Origin of the sequence: Amycolatopsis vastitatis, assembly GCF_002234595.1 — a bacterium.
GTDB lineage: Bacteria > Actinomycetota > Actinomycetes > Mycobacteriales > Pseudonocardiaceae > Amycolatopsis > Amycolatopsis vastitatis.
On record NZ_NMUL01000033.1, the window covers coordinates 59,427 to 85,578 of the forward strand.

General features: G+C 72.7%; 26 protein-coding genes. 10 read left to right on the plus strand and 16 right to left on the minus strand.

All coding sequences use genetic code 11. The features are described from left to right. Position 1: 1 nt before the first annotated feature. The 6 genes from CF165_RS30230 to CF165_RS30255 all read right to left on the minus strand — a co-directional run bounded on the left by CF165_RS30230 (position 2) and on the right by CF165_RS30255 (position 5,708). Entirely contained in the window at positions 2–1,576 is a 1,575-nt protein-coding gene (locus tag CF165_RS30230) for a succinic semialdehyde dehydrogenase (protein WP_093950996.1), read from the minus strand. After that, positions 1,573–3,201, minus strand: coding sequence for a GMC family oxidoreductase (locus tag CF165_RS30235; protein WP_093950997.1), 1,629 nt, complete (start codon positions 3,199–3,201; stop codon positions 1,573–1,575). Before CF165_RS30235 ends, CF165_RS30230 begins: the two co-directional genes overlap by 4 nt. A 123-nt stretch (positions 3,202–3,324) precedes the next feature. Then, positions 3,325–3,861, minus strand: a complete 537-nt coding sequence (locus CF165_RS30240) for a TetR/AcrR family transcriptional regulator (RefSeq protein WP_093950998.1) — start codon at positions 3,859–3,861, stop codon at positions 3,325–3,327. A 25-nt stretch (positions 3,862–3,886) separates the two neighbouring features. Beyond that, positions 3,887–4,357 (minus strand): nuclear transport factor 2 family protein, encoded by a 471-nt coding sequence (locus CF165_RS30245; protein WP_093950999.1) that lies wholly within the window; start codon positions 4,355–4,357, stop codon positions 3,887–3,889. A gap of 98 nt (positions 4,358–4,455) precedes the next feature. Then, the gene (locus CF165_RS30250) at positions 4,456–4,914 is read right to left on the minus strand and encodes a dihydrofolate reductase (RefSeq protein WP_093951000.1); all 459 of its coding nucleotides are present in this window, start codon (positions 4,912–4,914) and stop codon (positions 4,456–4,458) included. After that, positions 4,911–5,708 carry a thymidylate synthase gene (locus CF165_RS30255; RefSeq protein WP_093951001.1) on the minus strand — a complete coding sequence of 266 codons (798 nt, stop codon included), beginning with the start codon at positions 5,706–5,708 and terminating at the stop codon, positions 4,911–4,913. Before CF165_RS30255 ends, CF165_RS30250 begins: the two co-directional genes overlap by 4 nt. 106 nt (positions 5,709–5,814) lie before the next feature. On the opposite strand from CF165_RS30255, the gene CF165_RS30260 reads away from it, so the two are divergent. Genes CF165_RS30260 through CF165_RS30270 form a run of 3 tightly spaced genes read left to right on the plus strand, consistent with a single transcriptional unit; the run spans position 5,815 to position 9,264 of the window. Continuing rightward, complete coding sequence (locus tag CF165_RS30260) at positions 5,815–6,267, plus strand: Fur family transcriptional regulator (RefSeq protein ID WP_093951002.1); 453 nt, start codon at positions 5,815–5,817, stop codon at positions 6,265–6,267. Then, positions 6,264–8,537 (plus strand): catalase/peroxidase HPI, encoded by a 2,274-nt coding sequence (katG, locus tag CF165_RS30265; RefSeq protein ID WP_093951003.1) that lies wholly within the window; start codon positions 6,264–6,266, stop codon positions 8,535–8,537. The genes CF165_RS30260 and katG overlap by 4 nt, the downstream gene beginning before the upstream one ends. A gap of 49 nt (positions 8,538–8,586) precedes the next feature. Beyond that, positions 8,587–9,264 carry a polysaccharide lyase family 7 protein gene (locus CF165_RS30270; protein WP_240521859.1) on the plus strand — a complete coding sequence of 226 codons (678 nt, stop codon included), beginning with the start codon at positions 8,587–8,589 and terminating at the stop codon, positions 9,262–9,264. 37 nt (positions 9,265–9,301) lie between these two features. On the opposite strand, the gene CF165_RS30275 is transcribed toward CF165_RS30270, so the two are convergent. Further along, positions 9,302–10,324 (minus strand): LLM class flavin-dependent oxidoreductase, encoded by a 1,023-nt coding sequence (locus CF165_RS30275; RefSeq protein ID WP_093951004.1) that lies wholly within the window; start codon positions 10,322–10,324, stop codon positions 9,302–9,304. A gap of 128 nt (positions 10,325–10,452) precedes the next feature. Here CF165_RS30275 and CF165_RS30280 point away from each other — a divergent pair, with 128 nt between their 5' ends. Both CF165_RS30280 and CF165_RS30285 read left to right on the plus strand, forming a co-directional pair. After that, positions 10,453–10,908: a hypothetical protein gene (locus CF165_RS30280; protein WP_093951005.1), complete on the plus strand. Its 456-nt coding sequence runs from the start codon at positions 10,453–10,455 to the stop codon at positions 10,906–10,908. A 148-nt stretch (positions 10,909–11,056) separates the two neighbouring features. Beyond that, positions 11,057–12,724, plus strand: coding sequence for an alpha/beta hydrolase (locus CF165_RS30285; protein WP_093951006.1), 1,668 nt, complete (start codon positions 11,057–11,059; stop codon positions 12,722–12,724). Positions 12,725–12,733: 9 nt separating this feature from the next. Here the strand turns inward: CF165_RS30285 and CF165_RS30290 are convergent, their stop codons facing one another. Further along, entirely contained in the window at positions 12,734–13,225 is a 492-nt protein-coding gene (locus CF165_RS30290) for a carboxymuconolactone decarboxylase family protein (protein WP_093951007.1), read from the minus strand. A gap of 197 nt (positions 13,226–13,422) precedes the next feature. Here CF165_RS30290 and CF165_RS30295 point away from each other — a divergent pair, with 197 nt between their 5' ends. After that, positions 13,423–14,772 (plus strand): cellulose binding domain-containing protein, encoded by a 1,350-nt coding sequence (locus CF165_RS30295; RefSeq protein ID WP_093951008.1) that lies wholly within the window; start codon positions 13,423–13,425, stop codon positions 14,770–14,772. Between the two features lie 5 nt (positions 14,773–14,777). Here CF165_RS30295 and CF165_RS30300 read toward each other — a convergent pair whose 3' ends face one another. Beyond that, entirely contained in the window at positions 14,778–15,530 is a 753-nt protein-coding gene (locus tag CF165_RS30300; RefSeq protein ID WP_093951009.1) for an alpha/beta fold hydrolase, read from the minus strand. Beyond that, positions 15,530–15,892 (minus strand): DUF1330 domain-containing protein, encoded by a 363-nt coding sequence (locus CF165_RS30305; RefSeq protein WP_093951010.1) that lies wholly within the window; start codon positions 15,890–15,892, stop codon positions 15,530–15,532. The genes CF165_RS30300 and CF165_RS30305 overlap by 1 nt, the downstream gene beginning before the upstream one ends. 86 nt (positions 15,893–15,978) lie before the next feature. On the opposite strand from CF165_RS30305, the gene CF165_RS30310 reads away from it, so the two are divergent. The 3 genes from CF165_RS30310 to CF165_RS30320 are packed head-to-tail and all read left to right on the plus strand — an operon-like array spanning position 15,979 to position 19,165. After that, complete coding sequence (locus tag CF165_RS30310; protein ID WP_093951011.1) at positions 15,979–16,578, plus strand: TetR/AcrR family transcriptional regulator; 600 nt, start codon at positions 15,979–15,981, stop codon at positions 16,576–16,578. Between the two features lie 14 nt (positions 16,579–16,592). Further along, positions 16,593–18,026, plus strand: coding sequence for an amidase (locus CF165_RS30315; RefSeq protein WP_240521861.1), 1,434 nt, complete (start codon positions 16,593–16,595; stop codon positions 18,024–18,026). Between the two features lie 44 nt (positions 18,027–18,070). Continuing rightward, positions 18,071–19,165 (plus strand): serine hydrolase domain-containing protein, encoded by a 1,095-nt coding sequence (locus CF165_RS30320; RefSeq protein WP_093951013.1) that lies wholly within the window; start codon positions 18,071–18,073, stop codon positions 19,163–19,165. Positions 19,166–19,192: 27 nt separating this feature from the next. On the opposite strand, the gene CF165_RS30325 is transcribed toward CF165_RS30320, so the two are convergent. Genes CF165_RS30325 through CF165_RS30335 form a run of 3 tightly spaced genes read right to left on the minus strand, consistent with a single transcriptional unit; the run spans position 19,193 to position 22,109 of the window. Then, on the minus strand, positions 19,193–20,221 hold the full coding sequence (locus CF165_RS30325; protein ID WP_093951014.1) for a Rieske (2Fe-2S) protein: 1,029 nt from the start codon (positions 20,219–20,221) through the stop codon (positions 19,193–19,195). Positions 20,222–20,264: 43 nt separating this feature from the next. Further along, positions 20,265–21,158, minus strand: a complete 894-nt coding sequence (locus CF165_RS30330) for a MerR family transcriptional regulator (RefSeq protein WP_093951015.1) — start codon at positions 21,156–21,158, stop codon at positions 20,265–20,267. 36 nt (positions 21,159–21,194) lie between these two features. Beyond that, positions 21,195–22,109, minus strand: a complete 915-nt coding sequence (locus tag CF165_RS30335) for a YhjD/YihY/BrkB family envelope integrity protein (RefSeq protein ID WP_240521862.1) — start codon at positions 22,107–22,109, stop codon at positions 21,195–21,197. 48 nt (positions 22,110–22,157) lie between these two features. On the opposite strand from CF165_RS30335, the gene CF165_RS30340 reads away from it, so the two are divergent. Beyond that, positions 22,158–22,805 (plus strand): CDP-alcohol phosphatidyltransferase family protein, encoded by a 648-nt coding sequence (locus tag CF165_RS30340; RefSeq protein ID WP_240521863.1) that lies wholly within the window; start codon positions 22,158–22,160, stop codon positions 22,803–22,805. On the opposite strand, the gene CF165_RS30345 is transcribed toward CF165_RS30340, so the two are convergent. Genes CF165_RS30345 through CF165_RS30355 form a run of 3 tightly spaced genes read right to left on the minus strand, consistent with a single transcriptional unit; the run spans position 22,722 to position 26,145 of the window. After that, positions 22,722–24,236 carry a phytoene desaturase family protein gene (locus CF165_RS30345; RefSeq protein ID WP_093951017.1) on the minus strand — a complete coding sequence of 505 codons (1,515 nt, stop codon included), beginning with the start codon at positions 24,234–24,236 and terminating at the stop codon, positions 22,722–22,724. The two genes, CF165_RS30340 and CF165_RS30345, sit on opposite strands and share 84 nt — an antisense overlap. After that, positions 24,233–25,357, minus strand: a complete 1,125-nt coding sequence (locus CF165_RS30350; protein WP_093951018.1) for a glycosyltransferase family 2 protein — start codon at positions 25,355–25,357, stop codon at positions 24,233–24,235. The genes CF165_RS30345 and CF165_RS30350 overlap by 4 nt, the downstream gene beginning before the upstream one ends. Beyond that, entirely contained in the window at positions 25,336–26,145 is an 810-nt protein-coding gene (locus CF165_RS30355; protein WP_093951019.1) for a carotenoid biosynthesis protein, read from the minus strand. The genes CF165_RS30350 and CF165_RS30355 overlap by 22 nt, the downstream gene beginning before the upstream one ends. Between the last annotated feature and the right edge of the window lie 7 nt (positions 26,146–26,152).

Sequence of the window (26,152 nt, forward strand, 5' to 3'; positions counted from 1 at the left end):
GTTACCGGATCCGGAACCTCCGCAGCATCTTCAGCCCGGACAGCATGCTTTCGACGTACTTCTCGTACCCCTGCCCCGGCCGGGGGCCCATGACCTGCTTCTTCAGCACAGCCAGGTTCTTCACGTCGGTGTACTTGAGCAGCCCCTGGTCTCCGTGCCGGGCGCCGACGCCGGAGTTCTTCACGCCTCCCGACGGCGTTCCCTTCGCCGCATACGCCGTCGCGAGAATGTCGTTGACATTCACATTCCCTGACTCGATGCGCGACGCCAGTGCGCAGCCCGCCACGACGTCGCCGCTCCAGACCGAGGCGTTCAAGCCGTAGTCCGTGTCGTTCGCCAGCGCCACCGCTTCGTCGACCGTGCGGTACTTGTGCAGCGCCACCACCGGGCCGAACGTCTCCGTGACGCCGCAGAGCATCTCCGCGGTGACGCCTTCGAGGATCGTCGGCTCGAAGAACGCCGGGCCGAGGTCGGGGCGGGGCTTGCCGCCGCAGAGGACCGTTGCGCCCTTCGCGACCGCATCGTCCACATGGGACTTCACGCGGCGCATGTGGTCCACCGACACGAGTGAGCCCATGTCGGGGCCGAAGTCGTACGCCGCCCGGACGTCGAGGGCCGAGGCCGCCGCCACGAACGCCTTCTTGAACTCCTCGTAGCGGGACTCCGGCAGGTAGATCCGCTCGATGTGCATGCAGATCTGGCCCGTGTTGCCGAACGCACCGAAGATCGCGCCCCGGACGGCCTCGGAAAAATCGGCGTCCTCCAGCACGATCATCGGGTTCTTGCCGCCGAGCTCGAGGCAGCAGCCGATCAGGTTGCGGCCCGCCCGTTCGCCGATCACCCGGCCGGTGGCCGTGGAGCCGGTGAACATCACGTAGTCCGCGTGGTCGATGAGTGTCGGGCCGACGTCCGGGCCCTCGCCGCACACCACCTGGAACAGCCCCTCCGGCAGGCCGGCCTCCTCCAGCAGCCGGATGCCGTAGAGCGGTGAGAGCGCCGTCTTGTTGTCCGGCTTGAGCACGACCGCGTTGCCGGCCATCAGCGCCGGCACCGCGTCGGAAATGCCCGTGGCGAACGGGAAGTTCCACGGCGCGATGATGCCGACGACGCCCTTGGGCTGCCGGACCTCGGTCGACGTCGTCACCAGCGGCACCGGGCCGCCGCGCTTGACCGGCGCCAGCAGCCGGGCCGCCCGCTTCAGGTAGTGGCTCATCACCATCGGCGGGTCGCAGGTCTCCTCGATCGCCATCCGCCGGTTCTTGCCGCTCTCGACCTGGATCAGGTCGGCAACCGCCCGCGCGTGGTCGACGAACAGCGTGTGCGCCCGCTTGAACACCGCCAGCCGCTCCTTCACCGGCGTGGCCGCCCACTTCCGCTGGGCCTCCCGCGCGACGGCGAACGCCCGCTCGATGTCCTCCGGGGCCGACTGCGGCAGCTCGACGAGCACGTCTCCGGTGTAGACCTCGGTCAGTTTCCAGGTCGTGCCGGACGAGCCGGGAACCCGCGCCACCAGCTGTTGCAGGAACGCGTCGGTCACCGACGCCGGACGGGTGAGTTCGAGCGGGGTGAGGGTCACGGCCGGCTCCCGAGGACGAGCTGGGCGCCCATTTCGCCGATCATGATGCAGGGCGCGTTGGTGTTGCCGCCGGTGATGGACGGCATGATCGAGGCGTCGCAGACCCGCAGGCCGTCGACGCCGCGCACGCGCAGGTCGGGGCCGACGACCGCGAGCTCGTCGACGCCCATCCGGCACGTGCCGACGCCGTGGTAGACCGACGTCGCGCGGTTCAGGATCGCGTCACGCAGGGCCTGGCCCTTGAGGTCCTTGCCCGGGTGGATCTCCTCCTTGACCGCGCCCTTGAACGCCTTCGACGCGAAGATCTCGCGCACCATCTCCGAGCCCTCGCCGAGCAGCTCGAGGTCGGCCGGGTCGGACAGGTACTGGAAGTCGATGAGCGGGGCCGCCGCCGGGTCGGAGGAGGCGAGCCGCAGTGTGCCGCGGCTCTTCGGGTAGATCAGGGTCGTCAGCACGGTGAGCGCGGGGCGCTTGTCGACGTCGTGCCGGATCGGCGCGTCCTGGTTGGGCGCGACGTAGGCCCACGGCAGCAGGTGCAGCTGCAGGTCGGGGATCGCCCCGGCCTGCGAGGTCCGCAGGAACGCGACCGCTTCGAAGACCGAGTTCGCCAGGAACGTGGTGCCGGGCCGGAGCAGCTCCCGGGCGAGCCCGCGGGCGAAGTACGGCGCCGTGCCCTTGTTCTTGCTGGTCGACACGTGGAACGTCAGGGCGTGGAACATGTGGTCGTGCATGTTGTCGCCGACGGGCAGGTCGGCGACGACGTCGATGCCGTGTTCCTTGAGGTGCTCGGCGTGGCCGATGCCGGACAGCATGAGCAGCTGGGCGGAGCCGATGACGCCGGCCGAGAGGATGACTTCCTTGCCGGCGCGGATGGTGCGACGGCGACCGCGGTCGAGGACCTCGACACCGGCGGCGCGGCCGTTCTCGATCAGCACCTTCTCGACCAGCACCCGGTCCTGCAGCTCCAGCGTCGAGGGCGCGAGGTTGTGGAGGTAGCCGCGCGAGGCGCTGTAGCGCAGGCCGTCGGCGGCGTTCTGCTGCATCCGGCTGACGCCTTCTTGGGACTCGGCGTTGTAGTCGTCGAGGATCTTGCAGCCGAGCGCGTCGGCGGTGGCGTCGACGAACTGCACCGAGCCTTCCTGCGGGTTCTTCGCGCGGGTGACCCGGATCGGCCCGCCCGCGCCGCGGAAGGCGTTCTCGCCGTCTTCGAAGTCCTCCATCCGCTTGTAGGCGGCGTTGACACTGTCGGCGTCCCAGCCGGTGTTGCCCTCGGCGGCCCAGGAGTCGAAGTTGGCGCGGTTGCCGCGGACGTAGACCATGCCGTTGATGGAGCTGGAGCCGCCGACGACCCGGCCGCGCGGCACCGGCATCCGCCGATCGAGAACGTGTTTCTGCGGCACGCCGTAGAAGCCCCAGTCGAGCGGCTTCTTGAGCTGCGGCACCGCGTGCATCGGCCCGACGAGCCCGGGTTTCTTGACGAGCAGCTGCTCGTCGCTCTTGCCGGCTTCGAGCACGATCACACTGGCCCCGGACTGGGCCAGCCGTCCCGCGATCGCCGCGCCCGAGCTGCCCGACCCGACGACGACGTAGTCGGCCTCGTCGCCGCGCGCCGCCCTTTTCGCCATGTCCGCTCCTCGCTACGACCGGCCACTAGAACTGTAACGTGTTCTAGTTCGAGCCAACCGTATAGCGTCGCCACCCGCTTCCGCAACGGTCCCGGCGGACACGGGGCGTCCCCCGGTATCAGGTCATCGAGCGGTGAGGACCCGCGCCCACGGCTCGTCGACGTCGGCCAGGCCCAGCACGGCGACCACGTTGTCGAGCATTCCGGCACCGAACCAGTGCCGCACGGCGTCGTCGTCGCCCAGCAACTGCCGGACGGTGTCGACCTGCTTGGCGTAGCACCGTCGCACGGCCCGCCCCACCTGCGGCTCGCCGGCGGCACAGTTCGCGTGCATGAGGAAACGCAGGATGGTCCGGTCCGCGACGAGCGCGGCGTAGGCGCCCCGCGCCGCCTCCAGCGCCGTCCCGGTCCCACCTGACGCCGGCGAGTGCGCGGCCAGGGTTTCGGCCATCAGGACGGACACGTGGTCGACCGCCGCCGCGAACAGTGCTTCCTTGTTCGGGTACAGGCGGTACAGATACGGCTGGGAGATGCCGACCCGGTCGGCGATCTCGTGCGTCGTCGTACCGTAGAAACCCTTCTGCGCGAAGCAGTCGATCGCGGCGGCCACGACGGCCCGGCGTCGTTCGTCGCTCTTGGTGCTGGTGCCGGCGGCAGGCATGGGCGTCAGTCAACCACGGCTCTTCTCAGCCCCCGAAAGCCACACTGAGCCCGGAGCCGGACGGCACTTCGGGGGGCGTGAGGGCCTCGATCGCCACCAGCGGGTTCCAGTAGTCCAGGTAGTGGGTGATGAGCGCGTCGTCATCGGTCCGGACGACGGAGATGCACGTCTGCTCGTACGGCTTGCCGGTCGTCAGCGCAGTGCCCTTCGAGCGGAACTCGGCGATCACGAGACCCGGATCCACCGTCTCGTGGAAGACCAGGTCGACGAACTCGACATCGAAGGTCTCGGGAAAGCCGCTCATGTGCGCGACCAGTGCGTCCCGCCCCGTCACCCGCCGAGGCACGCCGGCCGGCGCGAACGGGAACTCGAGCACCGCGTCCGGGGCGAACAGGTTCACCCATTCGTCCGTGCGTCCCGCGGCAGTGAGGCGCAGGTGCTCGGCCACGGCGTGCTGGGCGGCGGCGCGACGGCGGGCGTCTTCCTCGGTTGTCATATCCACTCCAGGTTAGTGATAGACCGATAACCTACCATGAACCGGCGAAATACGGTCGTCAGCGCGACCGACACCACGTCTGCTTGGCGGAGCGGGCCTCAGCCCCAGTTCAGGAAGCGGTAGTGCAGGCCCGTCGAGGACTCCAGCCACTCCCCCACGGAGTCCGCCGGACGCCCCACCTCCGGCGCGAACGTGTTCCCTTCGAAGGGCTCCCGGATCTCCGTCACCACGATCCGGTCCGCGAACGGCAGCGCCGCCCGGTACACCGCCGCGCCGCCGATCACCCACAGGTCCCCGGGCACGGCCGCGAAAGCGGACGGCAGGTCCGCGAACGTCTCGACCCCGTCCTGCGGCGTGCGCGAAAGCACCACGTTGCGCCGCCCCGGCAACGGCCGGAACCGCGGCGGCAGCGACTCCCACGTCCGGCGGCCCATCAGCACCGCCGTCCCCGCCGTCACCGCGCGAAAGTGCCGCAGATCCTCCGGCAGGTGCCACGGCAGCTCGCCGTCGCGGCCGATGACGCCGTTCGCCGCCTGGGCCCAGACGAGCCCGATCACACCGCCACCGGGGCTTTGATGCCCGGGTGCGGGTCGTACCCGTCGAGCGCGAAGTGCTCGTAGGTGTAGTCGAACAGGCTGTCCGCCGGCTTCATGCTCAGCGCGGGGAACGGCCGCGCCTCGCGGGCAAGCTGCGTCCGGACCTGGTCGACGTGGTTGTCGTAGACGTGGCAGTCGCCGCCCGTCCAGACGAAGTCACCGACGCCGAGGCCCACCTGGGCGGCGATCATGTGCGTCAGCAGCGCGTAGCTCGCGATGTTGAACGGCACGCCGAGGAACAGGTCCGCGCTGCGCTGGTACAGCTGGCAGGACAGCTCGCCGTCGGCGACGTAGAACTGGAAGAACGCGTGGCACGGCGGCAGCGCCATCCGCGGGATGTCGGCGACGTTCCACGCGGACACGATGATCCGCCGCGAGTCGGGGTCCTCACGCAGCGTGCGCAGCACCTCGGCGATCTGGTCGACGTGCCCGCCGCCCGGGGTCGGCCACGAGCGCCACTGCACGCCGTAGACAGGGCCCAGATCACCGTCGCCGGCCGCCCACTCGTCCCAGATCGTGACGCCGTGCTCCTGAAGCCACTTCACGTTCGCCTCGCCGCGCAGGAACCACAGCAGCTCGTAGGCGATGGACCGGAAGTGGACCTTCTTCGTGGTGATCAGCGGGAAGCCCTCGGACAGGCGGTACCGCAGCTGGTGCCCGAAGATCGACCGCGTGCCCGTGCCGGTACGGTCGCCCTTGCGGGCGCCCGTGTCGAGGACGTGGCGGAGGAGGTCTTCGTACTGCGTGTCCGGCATGCCCGGGAGCCTAGCCAGACCGCTGACTCAGCGTGAACCCCGGATGGCCGACACGCCTCTCCCGATAACTTGACCCATTCCAGAAAACGTCCTAGGGTCACCGGTGATGTCAGACTTCGAAGCGCAGTTGCGGGCGGTCTCGCTGCGGGTCACGCGGCCCCGGCTGGCCGTGCTGTCCGCACTGCGCGACCATCCCCACGTCGACACCGAAACGGTGATCGACCTGGTACGGGCCGAGCACCCGACGGTGTCGCACCAGACGATCTACGACGTGTTGCGGGCCCTCACCGACACCGGGCTGGTGCGCCGCATCCAGCCGGCAGGCGCGAACGCCCGCTACGAGTCACGGGTGGGTGACAACCACCACCACGTCGTGTGCCGCTCGTGCGGGGCGATAGCCGATGTCGACTGCGCCGTCGGCCACACCCCCTGTCTCACCGCCGCGGACGACCACGGTTTCGTGATCGACCAGGCGGAGGTCGTCTACTGGGGCACCTGCCCCGACTGCGCGGCCGAACGCCCCCGAAATGATTCGCCGCTCCCGGAAGGAAGTAAATGAGCTCCACCCAGGACAACCCCTCCAGCGCGCAGGGCGTGGACAAGAAGGCGGCGGCCGGCTGCCCGGTCGCACACGACTCGGTGACCTCGCACGGCAGCGAGAGCGAAAACCCGGCGATCGACTCCCCGACGCCGAAGACGGGGGGCCGTCCGCGCACGAACAAGGACTGGTGGCCCAACCAGCTCGACCTGTCCGTGCTGCACGCCCACTCGTCCAAGGGCAACCCGCTCGGCGAGAACTTCAGCTACGCCAAGGAGTTCGCGAAGCTCGACGTCGAGGCCCTCAAGCGGGACATCACCGAGGTGCTCACCACCTCGCAGGACTGGTGGCCCGCCGACTTCGGGCACTACGGCGGCCTGATGATCCGCCTGAGCTGGCACGCGGCGGGCACCTACCGCATCCACGACGGCCGCGGTGGCGCCGGTGACGGCAACCAGCGCTTCGCGCCGCTCAACAGCTGGCCGGACAACGCCAACCTGGACAAGGCGCGGCGTCTGCTGTGGCCGGTCAAGCAGAAGTACGGCCAGAAGGTCTCGTGGGCCGACCTGCTCGTGCTCGCCGGCAACGTCGCCCTGGAGTCGATGGGCTTCAAGACCTTCGGCTTCGGCTTCGGCCGCGAAGACGTCTGGGAGCCCGAGGAGGTCATCTGGGGCCCGGAGGACGACTGGCTGGGCGACGAGCGCTACGTCAGCGAGTCCGAGATGGCACCCGAGGTCGGCGCGACCGAGATGGGCCTCATCTACGTCAACCCCGAGGGTCCCCGCGGCAGCGCGGACTTCGAGGCGGCGGCCCACTTCATCCGCGAGACCTTCGCCCGGATGGCGATGAACGACGAGGAGACCGTCGCCCTCATCGCCGGCGGCCACACCTTCGGCAAGACCCACGGCGCCGCCGTCGCCGACGACCACGTCGGCCCGGAGCCCGAGGGCGCCCCGCTGGAGTCGCAGGGCCTCGGCTGGCTGAGCACCCACGGCACCGGCAAGGGCGCGGACGCGATCACCAGCGGTCTCGAGGTCACCTGGACCGACAAGCCGACCCAGTGGAGCAACCGCTTCTTCGAGATCCTCTTCGGCTTCGAGTGGGAGCTCACCACGAGCCCCGGCGGCGGCAAGCAGTACGTCGCCAAGGACGCCCCGGAGATCATCCCGGACCCGTACGACCCGAACAAGAAGCACAAGCCGACGATGCTCACGACGGACCTGTCGCTGCGCTTCGACCCGGTCTACGGCCCGATCTCGCGCCGGTTCCTGGAGAACCCGGACGAGTTCGCACTGGCCTTCGCCAAGGCCTGGTACAAGCTGCTGCACCGTGACATGGGCCCGGTCAGCCGCTTCCTCGGCCCGTGGGTCGCCGAGCCGCAGCTGTGGCAGGACCCGGTGCCCGCCGCCGAGGGCGACCTCGTGGGCGACGCCGACATCACGGCCCTCAAGGCGAAGGTGCTCGACTCGGGGCTCAGCACCGCGGAACTGGTTTCCACGGCGTGGGCGTCGGCCGCGAGCTTCCGCTCCACCGACAAGCGCGGTGGCGCGAACGGCGCCCGGATCCGGCTGGAGCCGCAGCGCAGCTGGGAGGTCAACCAGCCCGAGCAGCTCGGCAAGGTCCTGGAGGTCCTCGAGGGCATCCAGCGGGAGTTCAACGAGGCGGGCGGCGCGCAGATCTCGCTGGCCGACCTCATCGTGCTCGCCGGCTCGGCCGCCGTCGAGAAGGCGGCGCGCGACGCCGGCGTCGAGACGACCGTGCCGTTCCACCCGGGCCGCACCGACGCCTCGCAGGAGCAGACCGACACCGACTCGTTCAAGGTCCTCGAGCCGCGCGCGGACGGCTTCCGCAACTACCTGCGCTCCGGTGAGAAGCTGCAGCCGGAGACGCTGCTCGTCGAGCGCGCCTACATGCTCGACCTGACCGCGCCGGAGATGACCGTCCTGGTCGGCGGCCTGCGCTCCCTCGGGGCCAACGCCGGCGGCGCCCGGCACGGCGTCCTCACGGACCGCCCGGGCTTGCTCACCAACGACTTCTTCGCCAACCTGCTCGCGCCGGGCACCCGGTGGAAGATGTCGGAGTCCGAGGAGAACGTCTACGAGATCCGCGACGTCTCGACCGACGAGCTGAAGTGGACCGCCACCGCGGTCGACCTCGTCTTCGGCTCGAACTCGCAGCTGCGCGCCCTCTCGGAGGTCTACGCCGCCGAAGACGCCCGCGAGAAGTTCGTCGGCGACTTCGTCGCGGCCTGGACGAAGGTCATGGAGCTGGACCGCTTCGACCTCGCCTGATCCACCGCGGACGGGCCCGGCCGATCTTCGCGATCGGCCGGGCCCGTTCGTGGCGCCGGGCGGCAACTTCGACCTCTCGATCTGGCAGCTGCAGGAGCCGGTCGGCTCGCCGGGCAGTCCGACGACCATCTCGTCGTCCCGGCTGCAGGGCCCGAACGGCTTCCAGGACAGCTACTTCTACACCGACACCCGTGACGGCGCGATGACCTTCTGGGCGCCGGAGAAGGGCGTCACGACGCCGAATTCGAACTACGCGCGGTCGGAGCTGCGCGAGATGAACCGCGACGGCTCGGCCGCGAACTGGTCGCTGAGCGGGTCGCACAAGCTGAGCGCGACCCTGCGCGTGGTCTCGGTGACGTCGAACGTGTGCGTCGGCCAGGTGCACCTCGGCACCGGCGGCTCGTCGACGAAACCGCTGCTGGAGCTGTACTACCGGGCGAGCGGCGACATCGTGCTGGGCACCGAGAACTCCCCCGGCGGCGGCCAGACGTCACACACCGTCGGCCACGTCTCGGTCGGCAAGACGTGGACCTACACGATCGGCATCTCCGGTGGCAACACCATCGACCTCACGGTCAACGGCAGCACCACGCACTACGCCATCCCGTCGTCGTTCAAGGCGTACAAGCAGTACTTCAAGGCCGGCTCGTACAACCAGTCCTCTTCGAGCAGCACGACGAAGGGCGCGCGGGTCGCGTTCTACGGCCTGAACGTTTCCCACGGCTGACCTCGGAGCGGCCCGGCCGCCACCGGGCCGCCGTCCCTCAGCGCCAGCCCAGCTCCGGTGCCACGTGGGTGAGGATGCTCTCCAGCACGTGGACGTTGTAGTCGACGCCGAGCTGGTTCGGGATGGTCAGCAGCAGGGTGTCCGCGGCCTGGACGGCTTCGTCCTCCTTGAGCTCCCGCACCAGCTCGTCGGGCTCCGCGGCGTACGAGCGACCGAAGATCGCCCGGGTGTTCTCGTCGATCATGCCGACCTGGTCGCGCGAGTTGCGGTCCCGGCCGAAGTACGCGCGGTCCAGGTCGTTGGTCAGCGCGAAGATGCTGCGGCTGACCGAAACCCGCGGCTCCCGCTCGTGGCCGGCTTCCGTCCAGGCCTCGCGGTAGGCCTCGATCTGCTTGCGCTGCTGGACGTGCAGCGGCTCGCCCGTCTCGTCGTCCTTGAGCGTCGAGCTCTGCAGGTTCATGCCCAGCTTCGCGGCCCAGACGCTGGTCGCGTTCGAGCCGGAACCCCACCAGATGCGGTCGCGCAGGCCCTCGGAGTGCGGCTCGAGCCGCAGCAGCCCCGGCGGGTTGGCGAACATCGGCCGCGGGTTCGGCTGCGCGAAGCCCTCGCCTTCGAGCAGCTTGAGGAACACCTCGGTGTGCTGCCGGGCCATGTCGGCGTCCGTCTCGCCGTCGCCGGGGGCGTACCCGAAGTAGCGCCAGCCGTCGATCACCTGCTCGGGGGATCCCCGGCTGATGCCGAGCTGGAGCCTGCCGCCCGAGATGAGGTCGGCGGCGCCCGCGTTTTCGACCATGTACAGCGGGTTCTCGTAGCGCATGTCGATCACGCCGGTGCCGATCTCGATCTTCGAGGTCCTCGCGCCGATCGCCGAGAGCAGCGGGAACGGGCTGCCTGCCTGCCGCGCGAAGTGGTGCACGCGGAAGTACGCGCCGTCCACGCCGAGCTCCTCGGCGGCGACGGCCAGGTCGATCGACTGGTGCAGGAAGTCCGCGGCCGACCGGGTCTCGGAGTGCGCGCTCGCCGACCAGTGGCCGAACGAGAGGAAGCCAATCTTCTTCACGCCACCTCAAGCGTCCGGCGGCCGGGTTTGATTCCCCGGTGTGAGCGGGCCGACCGGTCGCTCGTTCCGGTGAACCGGCGCCCGCGGCCGTCCGGACCGGGTACTCCGCCCGAAACGAGGAGGAGACGATGCCCGACAACGACCTCACCGGGTTCCTGATCATCGGACTGGTCTTCGTGGTGGCCGACGGCCAGGTCCTCTACCGGGGCGGCCGCCGCTACCTGAGCGGGCCCGACGGCGGCGAGGGGTCCGGGTCGATGGCGTGGATGGTGGTGACCGTCTTCCACCTCGTCTCGTTCGGCGTCCTGGCCCTGCTCTCGGTGGTCGGCCCCGGGTGGTCGGGCTCGACGGCCGCCCTGGTGGGCAGGCTCGGCGTCTTCCTCCTGCTGATGGCCGTGGCGCACGTGCTCACGCTGGCCGTGCTCGCCCGCCGCCGTCAGGACGAGATCGTCGAAACGCGCTTCCAGGAGCGCGAAAGCGAGCGGTCCGCCGCCGAGGTCGTCGTCGAGCCGGTGCCGGGACAGCCCGGCCCGCACCCGCAGGTGAGCCCCGATCTGGGGAACCACGGCCCGTACCGCACCTGAGCGGCGCCGACTGATTCACCGGATCGAAGGAACACCCCGGCGAGCCGCGGTTTCGCGCTGCCCCTCGCCCACCGGCCGTGATTTGATCTTCCCGGCCGGTGCGCGAGGAAGGAAAACTGCGGTGCGAACGTCCCGAACTGGGCTGGCGGTGGCCGTGTCGGTCCTGGTGGCGGCCACGGCGCCCGCCGCCGCGACCACGCCCGATCCGCTCGCGCCGTACCTGGCGCAGAAGGTCTCCTGGGGCGCGTGTCCGTTCAAGCAGCGGGACTCCTCGCCGTCCGCGGAGTGCGCGCGGATCACCGTCCCGCGGGACTGGGCGGCCCCGGCCGCCGGCCCCGAGCTGCAGGTGGCGATCAGCCGCGTCGCGGCCACCGGGGACCGGCGGGGCGCGATCCTGGTCAACCCCGGCGGCCCGGGCGGCCAGGGCACCTCGCTCGCCGGCGCGCTGGCCGGGCTGGAGCCGCCGGTGCGCGAGCACTACGACTTCGTCGGCATGGACCCCCGTGGCACCGGCCAGGACGGCGGCACGGACGCGGGGTTCGTCTGCCGGGTGCCGGTCGGGCGGCTGCCCGACGACGACGGCCTCGACGCCCGCGACCGCTCGGCCCGCAGCATCGCGCTGCACCAGCGCACGCCGCAGGTCCTGGCCGAGGCGTGCCAGAGCGACGCGCTCGCGCCCTACATCACCACCTGGCAGACCACGCACGACATGGACCTGATCCGCGCGCTGCTGGGTGACGAGAAGCTGAACTACCTCGGGTACTCCTACGGCACCTGGCTCGGCGCGAAGTACGCGTCGCTGTTCCCCGAGCACGCCGGCAAGATGGTGCTCGACTCCAGCGTCAACTTCGAAGGTCGCCTGCAAGCCGCGTTCGAAGCGTTCCCGAAGATCGACCAGCGCCAGTTCGACCGCGTCTACGCGCCGTGGCTGGCCCGCCGCTTCCCGGACCAGCTGGGCCGGACCGCCGCGGAGGTCCGGGTCAAGTGGGAGCGGCTGCGCACCTTCTTCAAGGGCAAGGGCGTGCCGCCCGACGTCTTCGACCACCTCTTCGTCGGCAACGGCAGCAGCAGGCAGTGGCTGGCCGGCGCGCTGGTCCTCACCAAGGGCGCGGCCGCGCTCGACGGCACCGCCAAGCCGCCACCGGCCGCCCTGAAGGACGACCTCGACCGCGTCTCGCGCGCGGTCTTCGGCCGCCCCGCGGAGAAGCTGACCGCCGCCGACGTGGCGGCGGCGGCGGAACTGGAGCCCGACTACGCCGACGTGCCCGGCACCCGGTTCGCGGTGGCGTGCGGCGACCAGCCTGCCCGGGCGTCGACCTGGTACAAGCTGCTCAGCGACCTGCAGGGACCGGCCTACCCGCTGTTCGGCTGGGCGTACGGCCTCAGCGAGCCGTGCGGCTTCTGGTCCGACCTCCCCCGCCACGAGCTGCCGGCCCTGCCGCCGCGCGCCGCGAAGAACGTCCTCGTCGTCCAGGGCGAGTTCGATCCGCAGACCGGCTACGAACAGGCCGAGACGGCGGCGAGGGCGGCCGGGGTCCCGATGATCTCGGTGGCGGATTCGCCGTTCCACGGCCAGTACGCCGTCAGCGGCAATTCCTGTGTGGACGATCTGGTGAACACGTTCTTCCTCGGGGCCACGCGCCCCGCGGCCACCATCTGCCCCGGCGTCCCGCTGCCCGGGGAGAACAAGGTCTTCCCGGTGGAGGGCCCGGCCGGCGAACCGGCCGCGCCCTCCGAGCCGGCACCGCGTGACGCGCTTTCGCCCACGCGGCAACGGCTTCAGGACACCATCAGCTCGGTCAACCGCGGGAACTGAGCCGGGCGCTCACGCCTGTTCGGCGAAGGCGGCGAACATCCCGGGTTCGTAGGACCCGCCCTTCTGGTGCATGATCACCGCGAGCCGGTTGGCCGCGTTGATCAGCGCGACCAGCGCCACCAGCGCGGCGACCTGTTCGTCGTCGTAGTGCTCGCGCACCCGGGCCCAGGTCGCGTCCGAAACGCCCTCGTGGGCGTCCGCGAGGCGCGTGCCCTCCTCGGCCAGCGCGAGCGCGGCCTGCTCGGCGGCGGTGAACACGGTCGACTCGCGCCACGCGGCGACCAGGGCGAGCCGGACGGCCGTCTCCCCGGCCGCCGCCGCGTCCTTGGTGTGCATGTCGATGCACCAGCCGCACCCGTTGATCTGGCTGGCCCGCAGGCTGACCAGTTCCTGCGTGGACTTCGGCAGCGGCGACCGCGTGATCACCTGCCCGAGGTTCGCGAACCGCTTGCCGAGCCGGGCGCCGGTCTCGGTGGTGAACAGGTCCATTCGGGGTTCCATGGCTTCGTCCTCACTCTGTCATCGGGTTCGACGCCCCCAAGACACCGGCTCCGCGAACCCTGTGACAGCCCGCGTGTGTGATGGGGACCACGCGACTCGTTGGTGATTGACAACCGCCGCGGCGGGGAGGAATCTGGGAGCGCTTCCAGACGACGGCGTCCGCCGGGGTGCGCCCGTCGAAAGCGGAAGGAGAGTCCATGGGATCCGCCTCCCGCCGGATCGCCGGGCGACCGGCCGTCCTCGCCGCGGTCGCCGCGCTCGTGCTCGGTGTTTCCCTTTTGTGGCCATGGAGTTCGGGCGCCGCGCCGTCGAGCCCGGTGACCGGCAACGCCACCCACTTCGACGCCCTCGGTGCCCCCTACGGCGGCTGCGGGCTGCCGCAGGAAGTGCTCGACGCCCCGGATTTCGTGGCCCTCAACGTCTACAACACCCCCGGCGACTACTCCTTCTACCCGCGGCCCCTGCCGCCGTCCCAGGCCGCCAAGATCGGCCTGTGGGACAACGGCCGCAACTGCGGGCGGTTCGTGCAGGTCACGATCGGCGACTACTGCACCGGCGTCAACGACGGCGCGCCGGGACAACCGTTCTGCCGCAACGGTTCCTGGGTGTCCGACAGCTACGCCGGCGCCCAGCTGACCATGGTCGTCGCCGACAGCTGCGGTGACGCGAACGCCTGGTGCCGCGACGATCCCGGCCACCTCGACCTCTCCACGGCGTCGCTCAACCGGTTCGTGAAGAACGGCGTCCCCGTCGGCGACATGAACCCCGCGCACTGGAACAACCGGCGGATCTCGTGGTCGTACGTGGCGCCCCCGAACTACACCGGCGACCTCAAGCTGGGCTTCCTCCAGGGCTCGCAGCGGTACTGGACCGCCGTCGCCGTGTCGCACCTGCCCAACGGCGTCCACGGCGTGGAGTACCTCGGCGCGGACGGCACCTGGCAGCAGGCGCAGCCGGACAGCGACATGGGGCAGGCTTTCCTGATCGGCCCGACCGCCACGGCGGGCACGGCGTACGCGATCCGGGTCCGGGACGCGAGCGATGCGCTCGTAAACGGCGGCCGCGTCTACCGCTTCTCCCTGCCGGACCAGTGCCTGTCGGGGTGCGCGGCCGCCTACACCGGCACCGCCTACACGACCGAACCCGGCACCCCCACGCCGACCTCGACCCCCACCACCACACCGACGACACCCACCACGACCACGTCACCCACCACGCCGACCACCACCACGAGCACGCCGGCCGGCGTGTCGTGCACGGTGACCGCCGCGGTCACCACCACCTGGAGCGGGGGCCACCAGCTGGAGTTCACCGTGCGGAACACCGGTTCGGCCGCGCTGACCGGCTGGACGACCACGTTCACGTTCGCGGGCAGCCAGCAGCTGATCAACACCTGGAACGCGGTGCCGGCCCAGACGGGCCACCAGGTGCGGGCGGCCAACCAGACGTACAACGGGACACTGGCCGCCGGCGCGACGACGACCTGGGGTGCCACGGTGAGCGGCGACCCCCATCCGCTGGAAGGGCTGGCCTGCACCGCCCGGTGACCCGCTCAGGGCAGCGTCGCCCAGAAGGACGCCAGCGCCGCCGCGCCGCGGGCCGGGTCGTCGGTCATCCACCAGTGACCGAGCCCGTCGAGGACGGCGACCCGGGCGCCCGCGCGGGCAGCGGCGCGGCGGCGTTGCTCTTCGGTGCCGGTGACGTGGTCCGCCGTGGCGAGGACGGCCAGTCCCGGGCGGGCCGCCGCACGCTCCAGTGCGAAGCCCAGGCCGGGGGTGCCCGCTTCGGCCGCCGATCGGTACAGGGCGAGGACCGCCCGGCCCATCGCCTCGTCCTGGCCCGCCGCGACGCGCGCCGCGACCTGGCGGCCCATCCCCCGCTCCACGAGGACCGCCGCGCGCTCCTCGGCCGTCCCGCCGAACCGGGCCGCGAGATCGGCTTCGCCGGCGCCCGGGGTCTGCCAGCGGCGGGCCAGCTCGTGCCACTCGTACTCCGGGTCGTAGATCCCGAGCACGTCGCTGACCCAGCTGCGGACCAGCTCCGGGCGGCTCAGCACCACGTTCAGCACGTGCCCGCCCCCGACGTCGTGGCCCACCAGGTCCACCGGCTCGCCGAACGCGGTCAGCTCCGCCACGAGCCAGTCCCGGTAGTCCGCGTGGGTCGCGCCGAACCCGGCGGGCAAGGGCGCGCCGAAACCCGGCGGGGACAGGCAGACCACGTCGGACCGGACGGCGGCCAGCTCGGCTAGCAGCGGCTCCCAGACCGCCGCCGTCTCGGGGTTGCCGTGGACGAAGACCGCGGGCATCAGAGCCCGCCGGGTGTGGTCGGCTGCAGGACCGACTCCACCAGCGCTTCGGTGCGCAGGTGCGTGACGGCCTGGTAGTCCGGGTCGCGGATCATGTCCGCGAACGCCCGCCGGTCCGGATAGCGGACCAGCACCACCATGTCCCAGGCCTGGCCCTCCTCGGCGACCAGCGCCGCACCGCCCTCGCCCAGGTACTCCACCTGCAGGCCGTACCGGGCGTTGAGCGGCGCGAGGGCTTCGGCGTACCGCCGGTAGCTCTCGCGGCCGTCGGGCCGGAACCGCAGCAGGTTGAGCATCACCACCGGGCCACCCGGGTCGCCGTCGAGCAGGGTGTCGAGGGCGCGGTCGTCGATTTCGATCATCGGTACCTCCATGGATCGTCGCTGTCTTCACCACCTTACACATACTTGTTGGACGACACGCAAGTTACTTTTGCTAGGCTCGGCTCATGACCACCGCACGACGCACCCAGCAGGAACGCCGTGACCAGGCCGAGTCCGCGTTGCTGACCGCCGCCGCCGAACTGGTCGTCGAACAGGGCGTGCGCGCGCTGACGCTCGCCAACGTCGGGGAACGCGCCGGCTACAGCCGGGGCATCGTCACCCACCACTTCGGCGCCAAGCAGGCGCTGGTCGAACGGCTCGCCCGCGCCACGCAGGCGGGGTTCGTCCCCGGCCTCGAAGATCTGCCACCCGGCCTCGACCGCCTGCTGCGGCTGATCGACGGCTACCTCGGCGAACTCGCCCGGATCGGCGTGTTCAACCAGGCTTTCCTGCTGCTGTGGGCGGAGGCCGCCACCCAGCCGGAGCTGGCCGCGATCTTCCGCGAGCGGGACGCCGCCTTCCGCGCCGACCTCAGTGACGACGTCGAAGCCGGGATCGCGGACGGTATCGTCGACCCCGCCGTCAGCCCCGCCCAGACGGCAGTCGCCGTTGTCGGGCAGCTCCGCGGCATCGCCCTGCAGCGGCTGCTCGACCCGCAGAGCGTCGACACCGGGCAGCTGCGCCACACCGTGACCGGCTACTGGGACCGGGCCCTGCGCCGATGACGGACGGAGAACACGTGCTGGACCAGGATATCGCCGACTCGGACGCGACCGGGCTGGCGGAGCTGATCCGCGGCCGTCACGTGTCCGCGGCCGAGGTGGTGCAAGCGCACCTGAAGCGCATCGAGGCGGTGAACCCGGACGTCAACGCCATGGTGACGGTGGCGGCCGAGCAGTCGCTGGAAGCCGCGCGCGCCGCCGACGAAGCGGTCGCGGACGGCCGGGCGGCGGGCGCGTTCCACGGGGTTCCGTTCACCGTCAAGGATTCCCTCGACGTGGCCGGGGTGGTGACCACCCGCGGCTCGGCGCTGTTCCGGGACCGCGTCGCCACGGCCGACGCGACCGCGGTGGCCCGGTTGCGGGCGGCCGGCGCGATCCCGCTGGCCAAGACGAACCTGCCGGAGTTCTCCTACTGGACCGAGACGGCCAACCTGCTCGTGGGCACGACCCGCAACCCCTGGGACGCCGAGCGGACGCCCGGCGGCTCCAGCGGCGGCGAGTCGGCCGCGATCGCCACCGGGATGTCCCCGCTCGGGCTGGGCAGTGACGTGGCCATCTCCGTGCGCGGACCGGCTCACGACACCGGCATCGTCGCGTTGAAGGCGACCCGCGGCCGGATCCCGGTCACCGGCCACTGGCCCGAGGTCCCGCGTCGCTACTGGCACGTCGGGCCGATGGCCCGCAGTGTCCGGGACATCGCGACGGCGTTCCGGATCCTCGCCGGCCCCGACGGCGCCGACGGGTACGTCCGGCACTCGCCACCGCACGATGTCCCGCGGGGCGGGCCGGGCGGGCTGCGGATCGGCTGGGCGGCCGAGCCCGCGTTCGGCCCGGTCGACCCCGAGGTGACGGCCACCGTGGCCGCGGCCGCCGAGGCGTTGCGCGAGCTGGGCTGCGTGGTCGAGCCCGCGCCGCTGGACGAACTGGCCGCGGTCGACGCGACCCTGCTGAGCGCGGTGCTGTTCACCGCCGAGGTCGTCCCGTTCTTCCGCGAGGTCGCCGACGGCCGCGAAGCGGAGCTGCACCCGGTCATCCAGCGGACGCTGGCCGCCGCGGACGTCACCCTGGCCGACTACCTCGCCGCGCAGCGGCAGGTCGAGGCCCTGAGTTCGCTCTTCGCCGGGTACTTCGAGCGTTTCGACGCCCTGCTGTGCCCGGTCTGCCCGATCCCCGCACCGCCGCACGCCCGCTCGAAGTTCCCGGTCGACGGCGTGACCGTGCCGGCGCGCGGGATCATGCGCGCCACCGTCCCGTTCAACCTGACCGGGCTGCCGGCCCTGTCGTTGCCGTTCGGTGCCGACGGCGGCGGCCTGCCGATCGGTGTCCAGCTCGTTTCCCGCTGGTACGACGAGGCGACCGTGCTGCGGCTGGGTGCCGCGCTGGAATCGGTGAGCCCGGTGCGCGGCCGCCGTCCCGGGCCACCTGAGCCGGCTCGCCGGGCGCGGGCGTAATAAACCTGTTGGCCCGCGCGGGGAATTCCGGTTAGGTACCGCCCATGGCCCAGACCCGGGGTACCTGTGACGAACGGTTCGAAGCGGTGCGCACGGCACTGGAGGCGTCCCTGGACGGCCAGGACGTCGGAGCGTCGGTCGCCGTCCACCTCGACGGCGAGCCGGTGGTCGACCTCTGGGGCGGGTACGCCGACACCGACCGCACCCGGCCGTGGGAGCGGGACACGATCACCTGTGTCTTCTCGACCACGAAGACGATGACCGCGCTGTGCGCGCTGATCCTCGCCGACCGCGGCGAGCTCGACCTGGACGCGCCGGTGGCGCGGTACTGGCCGGAGTTCGCGGCCGCGGGCAAGGAAAAGGTGCTGGTGAGGCACGTGCTCGGCCATACGTCGGGTCTGGCGACGTGGCAGGAGCCGCTGCGGCCGGAGCAGCTTTACGACTGGCCGGCCGTGACGAGGCTGCTGGCCGAACAGGCGCCGAGCTCGGAGCCGGGCGTGGTGGGCGGCTACCACGCGGTCACCCAGGGGTACCTGATCGGCGAGGTCGTCCACCGGATCACCGGCCGCGGTCTGGCCGCCTTCTTCGCCGAAGAAGTCGCCGGGCCGCTGGGCGCGGACTTCCACATCGGGCTGCCCGCCGAGCACGACCACCGGGTCGCCCCGGTCGTCCCGTCCGCGACCCGCGCGCCGGAGATCGTGGCGCGGGGCCCGGGAAACCCGCCGCTCTCCCCCGAAATCGCGAACACCGAGGGCTGGCGGCGGGCGGAAGTCCCGTCGGCGAACGGATTCGGCAACGCGCGGTCGGTCGCGGCGGTGCAGTCGGTCCTCGCCGGTAGCGGGCAGGCGGGAGGAGTGCGGCTGCTCTCCCAGGCCGGCTGCGAGCGGGCGCTGGAAGAGCAGTTCCGCGGCGAGGACGAGGTCCTGGGCGCGCGGATCCGGTACGGCATGGGCTACGCCGTGCAGGGCCGGACCTGTTCGTGGGGTGGCTGGGGCGGTTCGATCGTCACGGCCGACCTCGACGAGCGCCTGACGGTGGCCTACGTGATGAACCAGATGGTCGAGCAAGGGCCGCTGGGCGACGACCGTGGCCTCGGCATCGTGATGGCCGCCTACGAAGGGCTGGAAGCCACGCGCTGAGCGGATCGCACCCGCGGGGCCGAGCTGTCAGGGGTGGCCCGTGCGCAGCGCATAGCGGCGCTCGGCGTACGCGAGGTCGTCCCGCCAGAGGCGGGCCGCGGCGCGGCGCATCAGCGGGCGCAGGACCGGCGCGAGCCGGGCGGCCGTGGCGAACCCCGGCCGCCCGGACGCGGCGATCGTCGCCTCGATCACCGCCGTGCGCGGGCGGCCGTCGACGCCCGGGCCGAGCGGGGTCGCGTGGGTCTCCACCACGCTGCCGGTGCCTTCACCGTCCACAATGGTCATCAGCACCGTGCGCGGCCCGGGACAGCCGAACTCGGCGACCACCGGCACGCCGAGCTTTCCCGCGAGCCGGAACGTCACCTCGACGACGAACCGGTCGTCGGCTTCCGCGACGTCGATGCCCCGCGGCGCGGAGAGCACCCGCAGGCGGGCGAACGAGTACGGGTGGAACCAGGCGCCGTGCCACGGGTCGAGCCGGTTGGCGACGACGTCTTCGGGCTCGCAGACACCGGCGAGCGTCGCGACCGCGTCGACGGTGGTGCCGCCCGGGCGGGCCGGCACCGCCGGGCGTTCGGCCGGCGGTTCGCCGCCGGGCCCGTCGAGGCGGACCCACGCCAGCACCCCGTCGTCGTACGACGGCAGCGCCGTCCACCCGGGACGGTCGCCGCCGACGCGCAGGCCGTGCCACCGGCAGACCAGCTCGCCGCAGTGCACGCGTGCCTGGTCCAGCGGCGCGCCGAGGTGCGGGCAGGCGCCCGGGCCGACCAGCAGCTCACCGCCGGGTCCGCGCCAGGCGACCAGTTCGCGGCCGGCCACCCGCACGCCGGTCGGCCGATCGGCGCGGATCTCCCGGGCGGCCGCGAAGACGAACCAGTTGCCCGAGGGGCGTGAGCCTGCCCGTTTGACCGCCGCTTCGATCAGGGTGGGGCTGCACTCGGCGTAGGTGGGTTCCTGCCGGGCCCAGGCCGGCTCGCGGAACGGCCGCACCGGCCACCGCGCCGGCCAACGCTCGATCAGCTGCCGCTTGAGGTCCACCGCCCCATCTTCAGGCATGTGGAGCGGTTCCGCAACGCTTCCCCGGGCATTGAGCGCCGGTTCACGCCTTCAGGCGTCCGGCGGCCAGTTCGAGCGCCGCGGGCAGGTCGTCGACCCAGGGGACGCCGTCCCCTCCGGCGAGGCTTTCCCAGCCCGGCCCCGCCATGACGACGTCGAACCCGCGGCGCCGCAGCCGGCGGCCGAGCACGTCGTCGGCGGTGGCGGCGGACATCGACCACAGGAACACCACCGCCGGGCCGAGCTGGGCCGCGCCGGCGATCGTCGTCTCGGCGGGCACCATCTGTCCCAGGTGGACGGCCGGGATCCCGGCCTCCGCCAGCGCGGCGCACAGCACCTCCATCGGCAGGCTGTGGCGTTCGCCGGGGCAGCACGCCAGCAGCACCCCGCGGCCGGGCGGGGCGGTCGCGAACCGGGCGCCGCACCGCCGCAGGGCGAGCGAGATCTCGCCGGCCAACGCCCACTCGGACGCGAAGCAGACATCGCCGCGCAACCAGCGGTCGCCGAAGTGACGCAGGACAGGAACGAGCACCTCGGTCCACGCTCCGGCGGGCCCGAGCACGGCGAGCGTTTCGTCCAGCAGGGCAGCCAGCGATCCGTAGTCCAGCTCCTCCGCCGCCCGCTCGAGCTCCTCGGCGCGCCGCGCGGAAGACACTTCGGGGACGTCGTCGCCGGTGCCCGAGAACGCGGCCGCGGCGGCCTCGCGGGCGCGCACGCCCCGGTCGATGAGCCGCTGCATGTGCCGCAGGCGGCGGACATCCGCGTCGGAGTAGCGCCGGTGCCTGCCGTCGTCCCGCAGCGACGGGCCGACGCGGTAGCGCGCGGCCCAGGTGCGCAGCGTCACCGGGGAGACGCCCAGCAGCTCGGCGACCTTGCCGGGCGTCCACGAGCCTTCCGCCCGGGGACGCTCCCGGCCCTGCACCTCGTCGACGTCCATCGGCACCACGTTTCCACACGAGCGGCGTGTCCGCTTCTACGGATACGGCATCCGACGGCGCCCGGATACTCCCGGCGCCCATGGTGGCCGAATTGAAACGCTTGTGCAACGATCGTCGGGCGGAGCGCAGCCGAGCCGCGTGCGCTCGGCGCTGAGCGTCACCCGGTAGCCGAGCAGGAGCAGCACGTGGAGCAGGTAGAGCCACAGCAGCAACGCCGACACGGCGCCGACCACCGCGAGGCCACCGAACGGCGCGCTCCAGTCCAGCGGGATGGCCAGGAACAGGAGAAACCCGTGGAAGAACCCCGCGAGCACCGCGGCCACGGCCGGCGCGCCGGCCACCAGTGGCCCGCGGCGCACGCCGGGCGGAGCGCTGCCGGCGAACACGATCGCGGTCACCACCGTGATGAGCAGCCAGTCGACGTGGAACGACAGCGCGATGCCCCAAAACGCCGGCCAGCCGCCGCGCGCGTACAGGCCCGCCACGGTGTCGGCGGTGACGAGGGGAACGATCGCCAGGGTCGGGCTGAGGACGAGGACGGGCACGAACATCAGGCGCCCTCGCCAGCCGACGAGGGCGCCTGCCGGCCGCCCGGCGACCTGGACCAGGCCGCGCAGCAGGCCTTCCCCGTAGAAGGTGGCGGGCAGCAGGGTGACCGCCAGCGCCGTCCACGGGGAGCCGAGCGCGGCCCGGGTCAGCGCCTCGAGCGCCGGGCCCGGCCCGTGGTCGCCGGGGAGCGCGTCCGCCCAGCGCGCGACGCCGTGGCCGACGAACCCGGGCGATCCCAGGACCGCCGCGCCCCGCAAGGCGACCAGCGCCAGCGGGACGACGGCGAGCACGGCGAAGAACGTGACCCCGGCGGCCCACAGCGACAGGTCCCGGCCGCGCAGCTCCCGGCCGGCGTCCCGCAGGACCACACCTGCCCGGCGGGCCACCTGCCGGGCGTTCACGTCGCCACGCCCGCGCAAGAGGACGACGGCGTCGCCGGGTGGTCACGCGTGCACGAGCACGACGTGTCCGGCAGCGCGCTCGCCGTCGGCTGGCTGCGGGCGATCCACCTGCTGGCCCGTCCAGTGCTCGGCGTGCCCCCCGACGTGCTCACCGGGTGCGGGGTGCTGAGCGCGGTGGCCGCGGTCTGGCTGACCGCACTGGGCGGCCCGGCGCGCTGGCTCGCGCTCGCGGCGATCGTGGCGACCGGGGTCTTCGACGGCCTGGACGGCGCGGTCGCGTTGCGCACCGGGCGCGCCCGGCCGCTGGGGGCGGTCCTCGACGCGGCCGCCGACCGGCTCACCGAACTCTGCTTCGTGGCCGTGCTCCTGGTCCTCGGGGCGCCCCTCGGGTGGTGCGCGGCCCTCGCCGTCCTGCTCCTGCTGCACGAGTACGTCCGGGCCCGTGCCCAGGCCGCGGGGATGCGGGGCGCCGGGGCGATCACCGTCGCCGAACGGCCGACGCGGCTGGTCGTCGCCGCGGTCGCCGTCACCGGGTCCGCGCTGGCGCCGGGCGGCACGCCGGGGACGGGCTGGCCGTGGGGCACGACCTGCGCGGTGCTCGGGACCGGGCTGTCACTCATCGGGCTGGCCCATCTCTCGGTGGCCGTCGCGCGGGCGGCGGGCCGGTCCGACCAGCCCCGCCACGATCTCGGCTGACATGGCCACCAGCGGCAGGCCGCCGCCGGGGTGGGCCGAGCCCCCGGCGAGGTACAGGCCGGGCACCGGGCCGGCGTTCGCCGGGCGCAGCAGCGCCGCGCGGGGCCCGTTCGACGACGAGCCGTAGATCGCGCCGCCCGGCGCGCCGGTGTCGCGCTCGAGATCGGCCGGAGTCCGGATCTCCCGCCACAGCAAGCGATCCCGGACGTCCAGGCCGCGGGCGGCCAGCACGTCGAGCACCCGGTCGGCGTACCGCGTGGCGAGCCCGGGCGTGGTCCAGTCGACGCCGGAGGCCGGGTCGTGCCGCGGCGCGTTCACGAGGACGAACCAGGATTCGCAGCCCGGCGGGTGCAGCTGCGGGTCGTCGGGCGCGCAGACGTAGACGGCAGGATCGGCGACGGGACGCCGGACCCGGCCGAAGATCGCGTCGAACTCCGCGTCGTAGTCCGCCGGGAAGAGCACGCGGTGGTGGGCTCGGTCCGGTGTCGTGCCGCGCAGGGCGAGCAGCAGCACGAACCCGGCCGAGGACGGCTGGGTTCGCCGCGGCCGGCGGACCCGGGCGTCGTCGAGCAGGTCGCCGTGGACGTGCGCGGCATCCGCGTTGGCCACGACGACCGAGGCGGCGAGCCGTTCCCCGTCCGCGAGCCGCACCCCGCGGACGCCGTCGGCGGCGGTTTCGATCGCGACGACCTCCGCGCCCGTCCGGACGTCGGCGCCCAGCGCGGCGAGCCGGCCCACCAGGGCGTCCGCGAGCCGGCGCAGCCCGCCGCGGACGTGCCAGGCGCCGAACTCCTGCTCCACGAACGGGACGACGCTGAGCACCGCGGGCAGCCGTCGCGGGTCGGACCCGGTGTAGGTGGCGTAGCGGTCCAGCAGCATCCGGGCCCGCGGGTCGGTGAGCCGGCGGCGCCCGAGGCCGCGCAGTGTGCGCCACGGCGCGATGGCGACCAGGTCCCGGACGCCCCTGGCGTGCCGGAGCAGGTCGCGGGTGCCGTTCAGCGGGCGCCGCAGCACCGGCTCGCCGACGAGTCCCCAGAGCTGCTCCGCTTGGCGCATCAGCCCGCGCCATTCTTCGCCCGCGCCGCCGCCGAAAGCCGCTTCGAGCGCGCCGGGCACAGCCGCGCGCTCGCGCGGGACGGCCAGTTCGGTGCCGTCGGCGAACCGGTACCGGCAGGCCGGGTCGACCGGGACGATGTCGACCAGCTGGTCCAGATCGGCCCCGGTAGCCGCGAAGAGCTCGCGGTAGACCGAAGGCAGGGTGAGCAGCGAAGGACCGGTGTCGAAGGTGAAGCCGTCGCGGCGGTACGAGCCGAGCTTGCCCCCGCACTCCGGCGCTCGTTCCAGCACGGTCACCCGGTGCCCGGCCGCGGCGAGCCGGGCCGCGGCGGCGAGCCCGCCCATGCCGCCGCCGACCACCACGACGTCGCTCATGCTGTCCCCGGGCGCGGCAGCGGGCGGCCCTTCCAGGCCAGCCTGCCCGCGTACCGGGCCCGCCACGACCGGCCGATGAGCCCGGCCAGCGCCAGGACCGAGACGGGGTGGGCGAGGCTGTCCGGCCACACCCGGCTCCCGGTGCGGCGGGCCGCCACGACGCGCCCGGCGACGCCGGCCGCGTACCCGAGCAGACCGGCCCGCGAGCCGCCCAGCGCCGCCACCGCGGGGAGCACCCACACGACGAGGAGCAGCGACGCGATCGCCGACGCGCCGAGCGGCGACCCGGTGGCCGACCAGAGCGACTTCGTGTAGCCGTCCCGCAGCTGCGCCCAGGTGGCGTACATGTGGCACTCCGCGATCCGGCTGCCGTCCGCGACGACCCCGCGGCCGCCGGCCCGCTTCACCGCGCGCATCAGGGCGATGTCGTCGAGCACCTCGCCGGCGACCGCGGCGAACCCGCCGCACGCGCGCAGCATCGCGGCGTCGATGACGAAGAACTGTCCGTTGGCGGCGGCGAGCGACGGCCGCGGTGAGGTCTCGGCGAGCCGCAGCGGCAGGAGCACGAGCCACGACCACTGCAGCAGCGGCTGCACCAACCGGGCGCCCAGGCCGTCCGCGCGCTGGCGCGGGAACGGCGAAACCGCGTCGAGCCCGGCGGTGCGCAGCAGCGAAACCGCGGCCGCGACGGCGTCCGGGGCGAGCACGACGTCCGCGTCGACGCAGACCAGGACGCTCCCCCGCGCCCGCCGGGCCAGCTGGTGACACGCGTGGGGCTTGCCGAGCAGCCCCGGTGGCGGCTCGGCGCCGGTCAGCAGCGTGACGCGCGGATCGGGGCCGGCGACCTGGCGGACGACGTCCGCCGTGTGATCGGCGGAACAGTCGTCCAGCACCAGGATCTCGGCGTCGTCGAGGCCGCGCTGGGCCAGCAGGGCACGCAGGGCCGGGGCGACCCGGGCGGCCTCGTCGCGCAGGGGCAGCAGGATCGACACCGGTTCCCGGCACCGGGCCGGCCCCTCGCGCGGCGCGCGGACGACTCGCGCGTTGTACGCCGCGTGCGCGGCTCCGAGGACCGCGGCCAGTGCGCCGGCGCGCACGATCACGCGGAAACGCGAGCCCATCGCAAGCTCCTTCCCAGCCGGATCGCGAACGGCAGCGCCACCGCGCCCATGAGCACCCCGCCGGCGAGGGCCACCCACGGTCTGCCGAAGAACGCGAAATGCGCCCACACCGACGAAAACCACGTCCAGACGTACAACGCGGGTGCCGGGCCGCCCGCCGGGCCCGGGATCGGGTCGGCCGGCCGGGGCACCAGCCGGTGCAACCCGGCCTGGATCAGGACGGCGACCAGGAGCCAGCCCGCGAAGTTCGTGGCCGGGATCCCGGCCACCAGCGGCACGGACGGCTCGGGCGAAGACCAGGTCCAGTACCCCGCGTCCACCATCTGGGGATCGAGGAACACGTCCCACGCCGCCAATGCGCACGCCGCCACCGCGACCACTCCGGCCGGCTTGACGGCCAGCGCGCGCCCGGCGAGCAATGCGGGCCACGCCATCATCAGCCAGGCAAGCGGGACGACTCCCGGAACGCCCGCGACCGGCCAGCCGAGATCGTCCGTGTATTCGTACTTCCCGAAGGGAAACCCGGTGTGCAGGCCCGTCACCTCGGCCAGCAGCCCGCCACCACCGGCCACGACGACCAGCGTGACCGCCGCGCGGGCGCCGGACCGGGACCACGCGTCGGCGAGCGACGCGGCGGCGAAGCTGAGCACGGTGAGGACGGTCAGCGGCGTGCGGCCACCGGGGTCGGTGACCGAGTAGCGGATCTGGCAGAACACGGTGGCCGCGGCGCAGAGCCAGGCGAGGAGGGCGGGAGGACGGGCGAATGCAGCGGGTCCACTCCGATTCACTTTCGCT

Bases quoted from the DNA above. Each gene is read 5' to 3' on its own strand.
- CF165_RS30235 (WP_093950997.1), bottom strand. From the start codon at position 3,201: ATGGCGAAAAGGGCGGCGCGCGGCGACGAGGCCGACTACGTCGTCGTC.
- CF165_RS30240 (WP_093950998.1), bottom strand. From the start codon at position 3,861: ATGCCTGCCGCCGGCACCAGCACCAAGAGCGACGAACGACGCCGGGCC.
- CF165_RS30245 (WP_093950999.1), bottom strand. From the start codon at position 4,357: ATGACAACCGAGGAAGACGCCCGCCGTCGCGCCGCCGCCCAGCACGCC.
- CF165_RS30255 (WP_093951001.1), bottom strand. From the start codon at position 5,708: ATGCCGGACACGCAGTACGAAGACCTCCTCCGCCACGTCCTCGACACG.
- CF165_RS30260 (WP_093951002.1), top strand. From the start codon at position 5,815: ATGTCAGACTTCGAAGCGCAGTTGCGGGCGGTCTCGCTGCGGGTCACG.
- katG (WP_093951003.1), top strand. From the start codon at position 6,264: ATGAGCTCCACCCAGGACAACCCCTCCAGCGCGCAGGGCGTGGACAAG.
- CF165_RS30280 (WP_093951005.1), top strand. From the start codon at position 10,453: ATGCCCGACAACGACCTCACCGGGTTCCTGATCATCGGACTGGTCTTC.
- CF165_RS30290 (WP_093951007.1), bottom strand. From the start codon at position 13,225: ATGGAACCCCGAATGGACCTGTTCACCACCGAGACCGGCGCCCGGCTC.
- CF165_RS30295 (WP_093951008.1), top strand. From the start codon at position 13,423: ATGGGATCCGCCTCCCGCCGGATCGCCGGGCGACCGGCCGTCCTCGCC.
- CF165_RS30300 (WP_093951009.1), bottom strand. From the start codon at position 15,530: ATGCCCGCGGTCTTCGTCCACGGCAACCCCGAGACGGCGGCGGTCTGG.
- CF165_RS30305 (WP_093951010.1), bottom strand. From the start codon at position 15,892: ATGATCGAAATCGACGACCGCGCCCTCGACACCCTGCTCGACGGCGAC.
- CF165_RS30310 (WP_093951011.1), top strand. From the start codon at position 15,979: ATGACCACCGCACGACGCACCCAGCAGGAACGCCGTGACCAGGCCGAG.
- CF165_RS30320 (WP_093951013.1), top strand. From the start codon at position 18,071: ATGGCCCAGACCCGGGGTACCTGTGACGAACGGTTCGAAGCGGTGCGC.
- CF165_RS30325 (WP_093951014.1), bottom strand. From the start codon at position 20,221: ATGCCTGAAGATGGGGCGGTGGACCTCAAGCGGCAGCTGATCGAGCGT.
- CF165_RS30330 (WP_093951015.1), bottom strand. From the start codon at position 21,158: ATGGACGTCGACGAGGTGCAGGGCCGGGAGCGTCCCCGGGCGGAAGGC.
- CF165_RS30345 (WP_093951017.1), bottom strand. From the start codon at position 24,236: ATGAGCGACGTCGTGGTGGTCGGCGGCGGCATGGGCGGGCTCGCCGCC.
- CF165_RS30350 (WP_093951018.1), bottom strand. From the start codon at position 25,357: ATGGGCTCGCGTTTCCGCGTGATCGTGCGCGCCGGCGCACTGGCCGCG.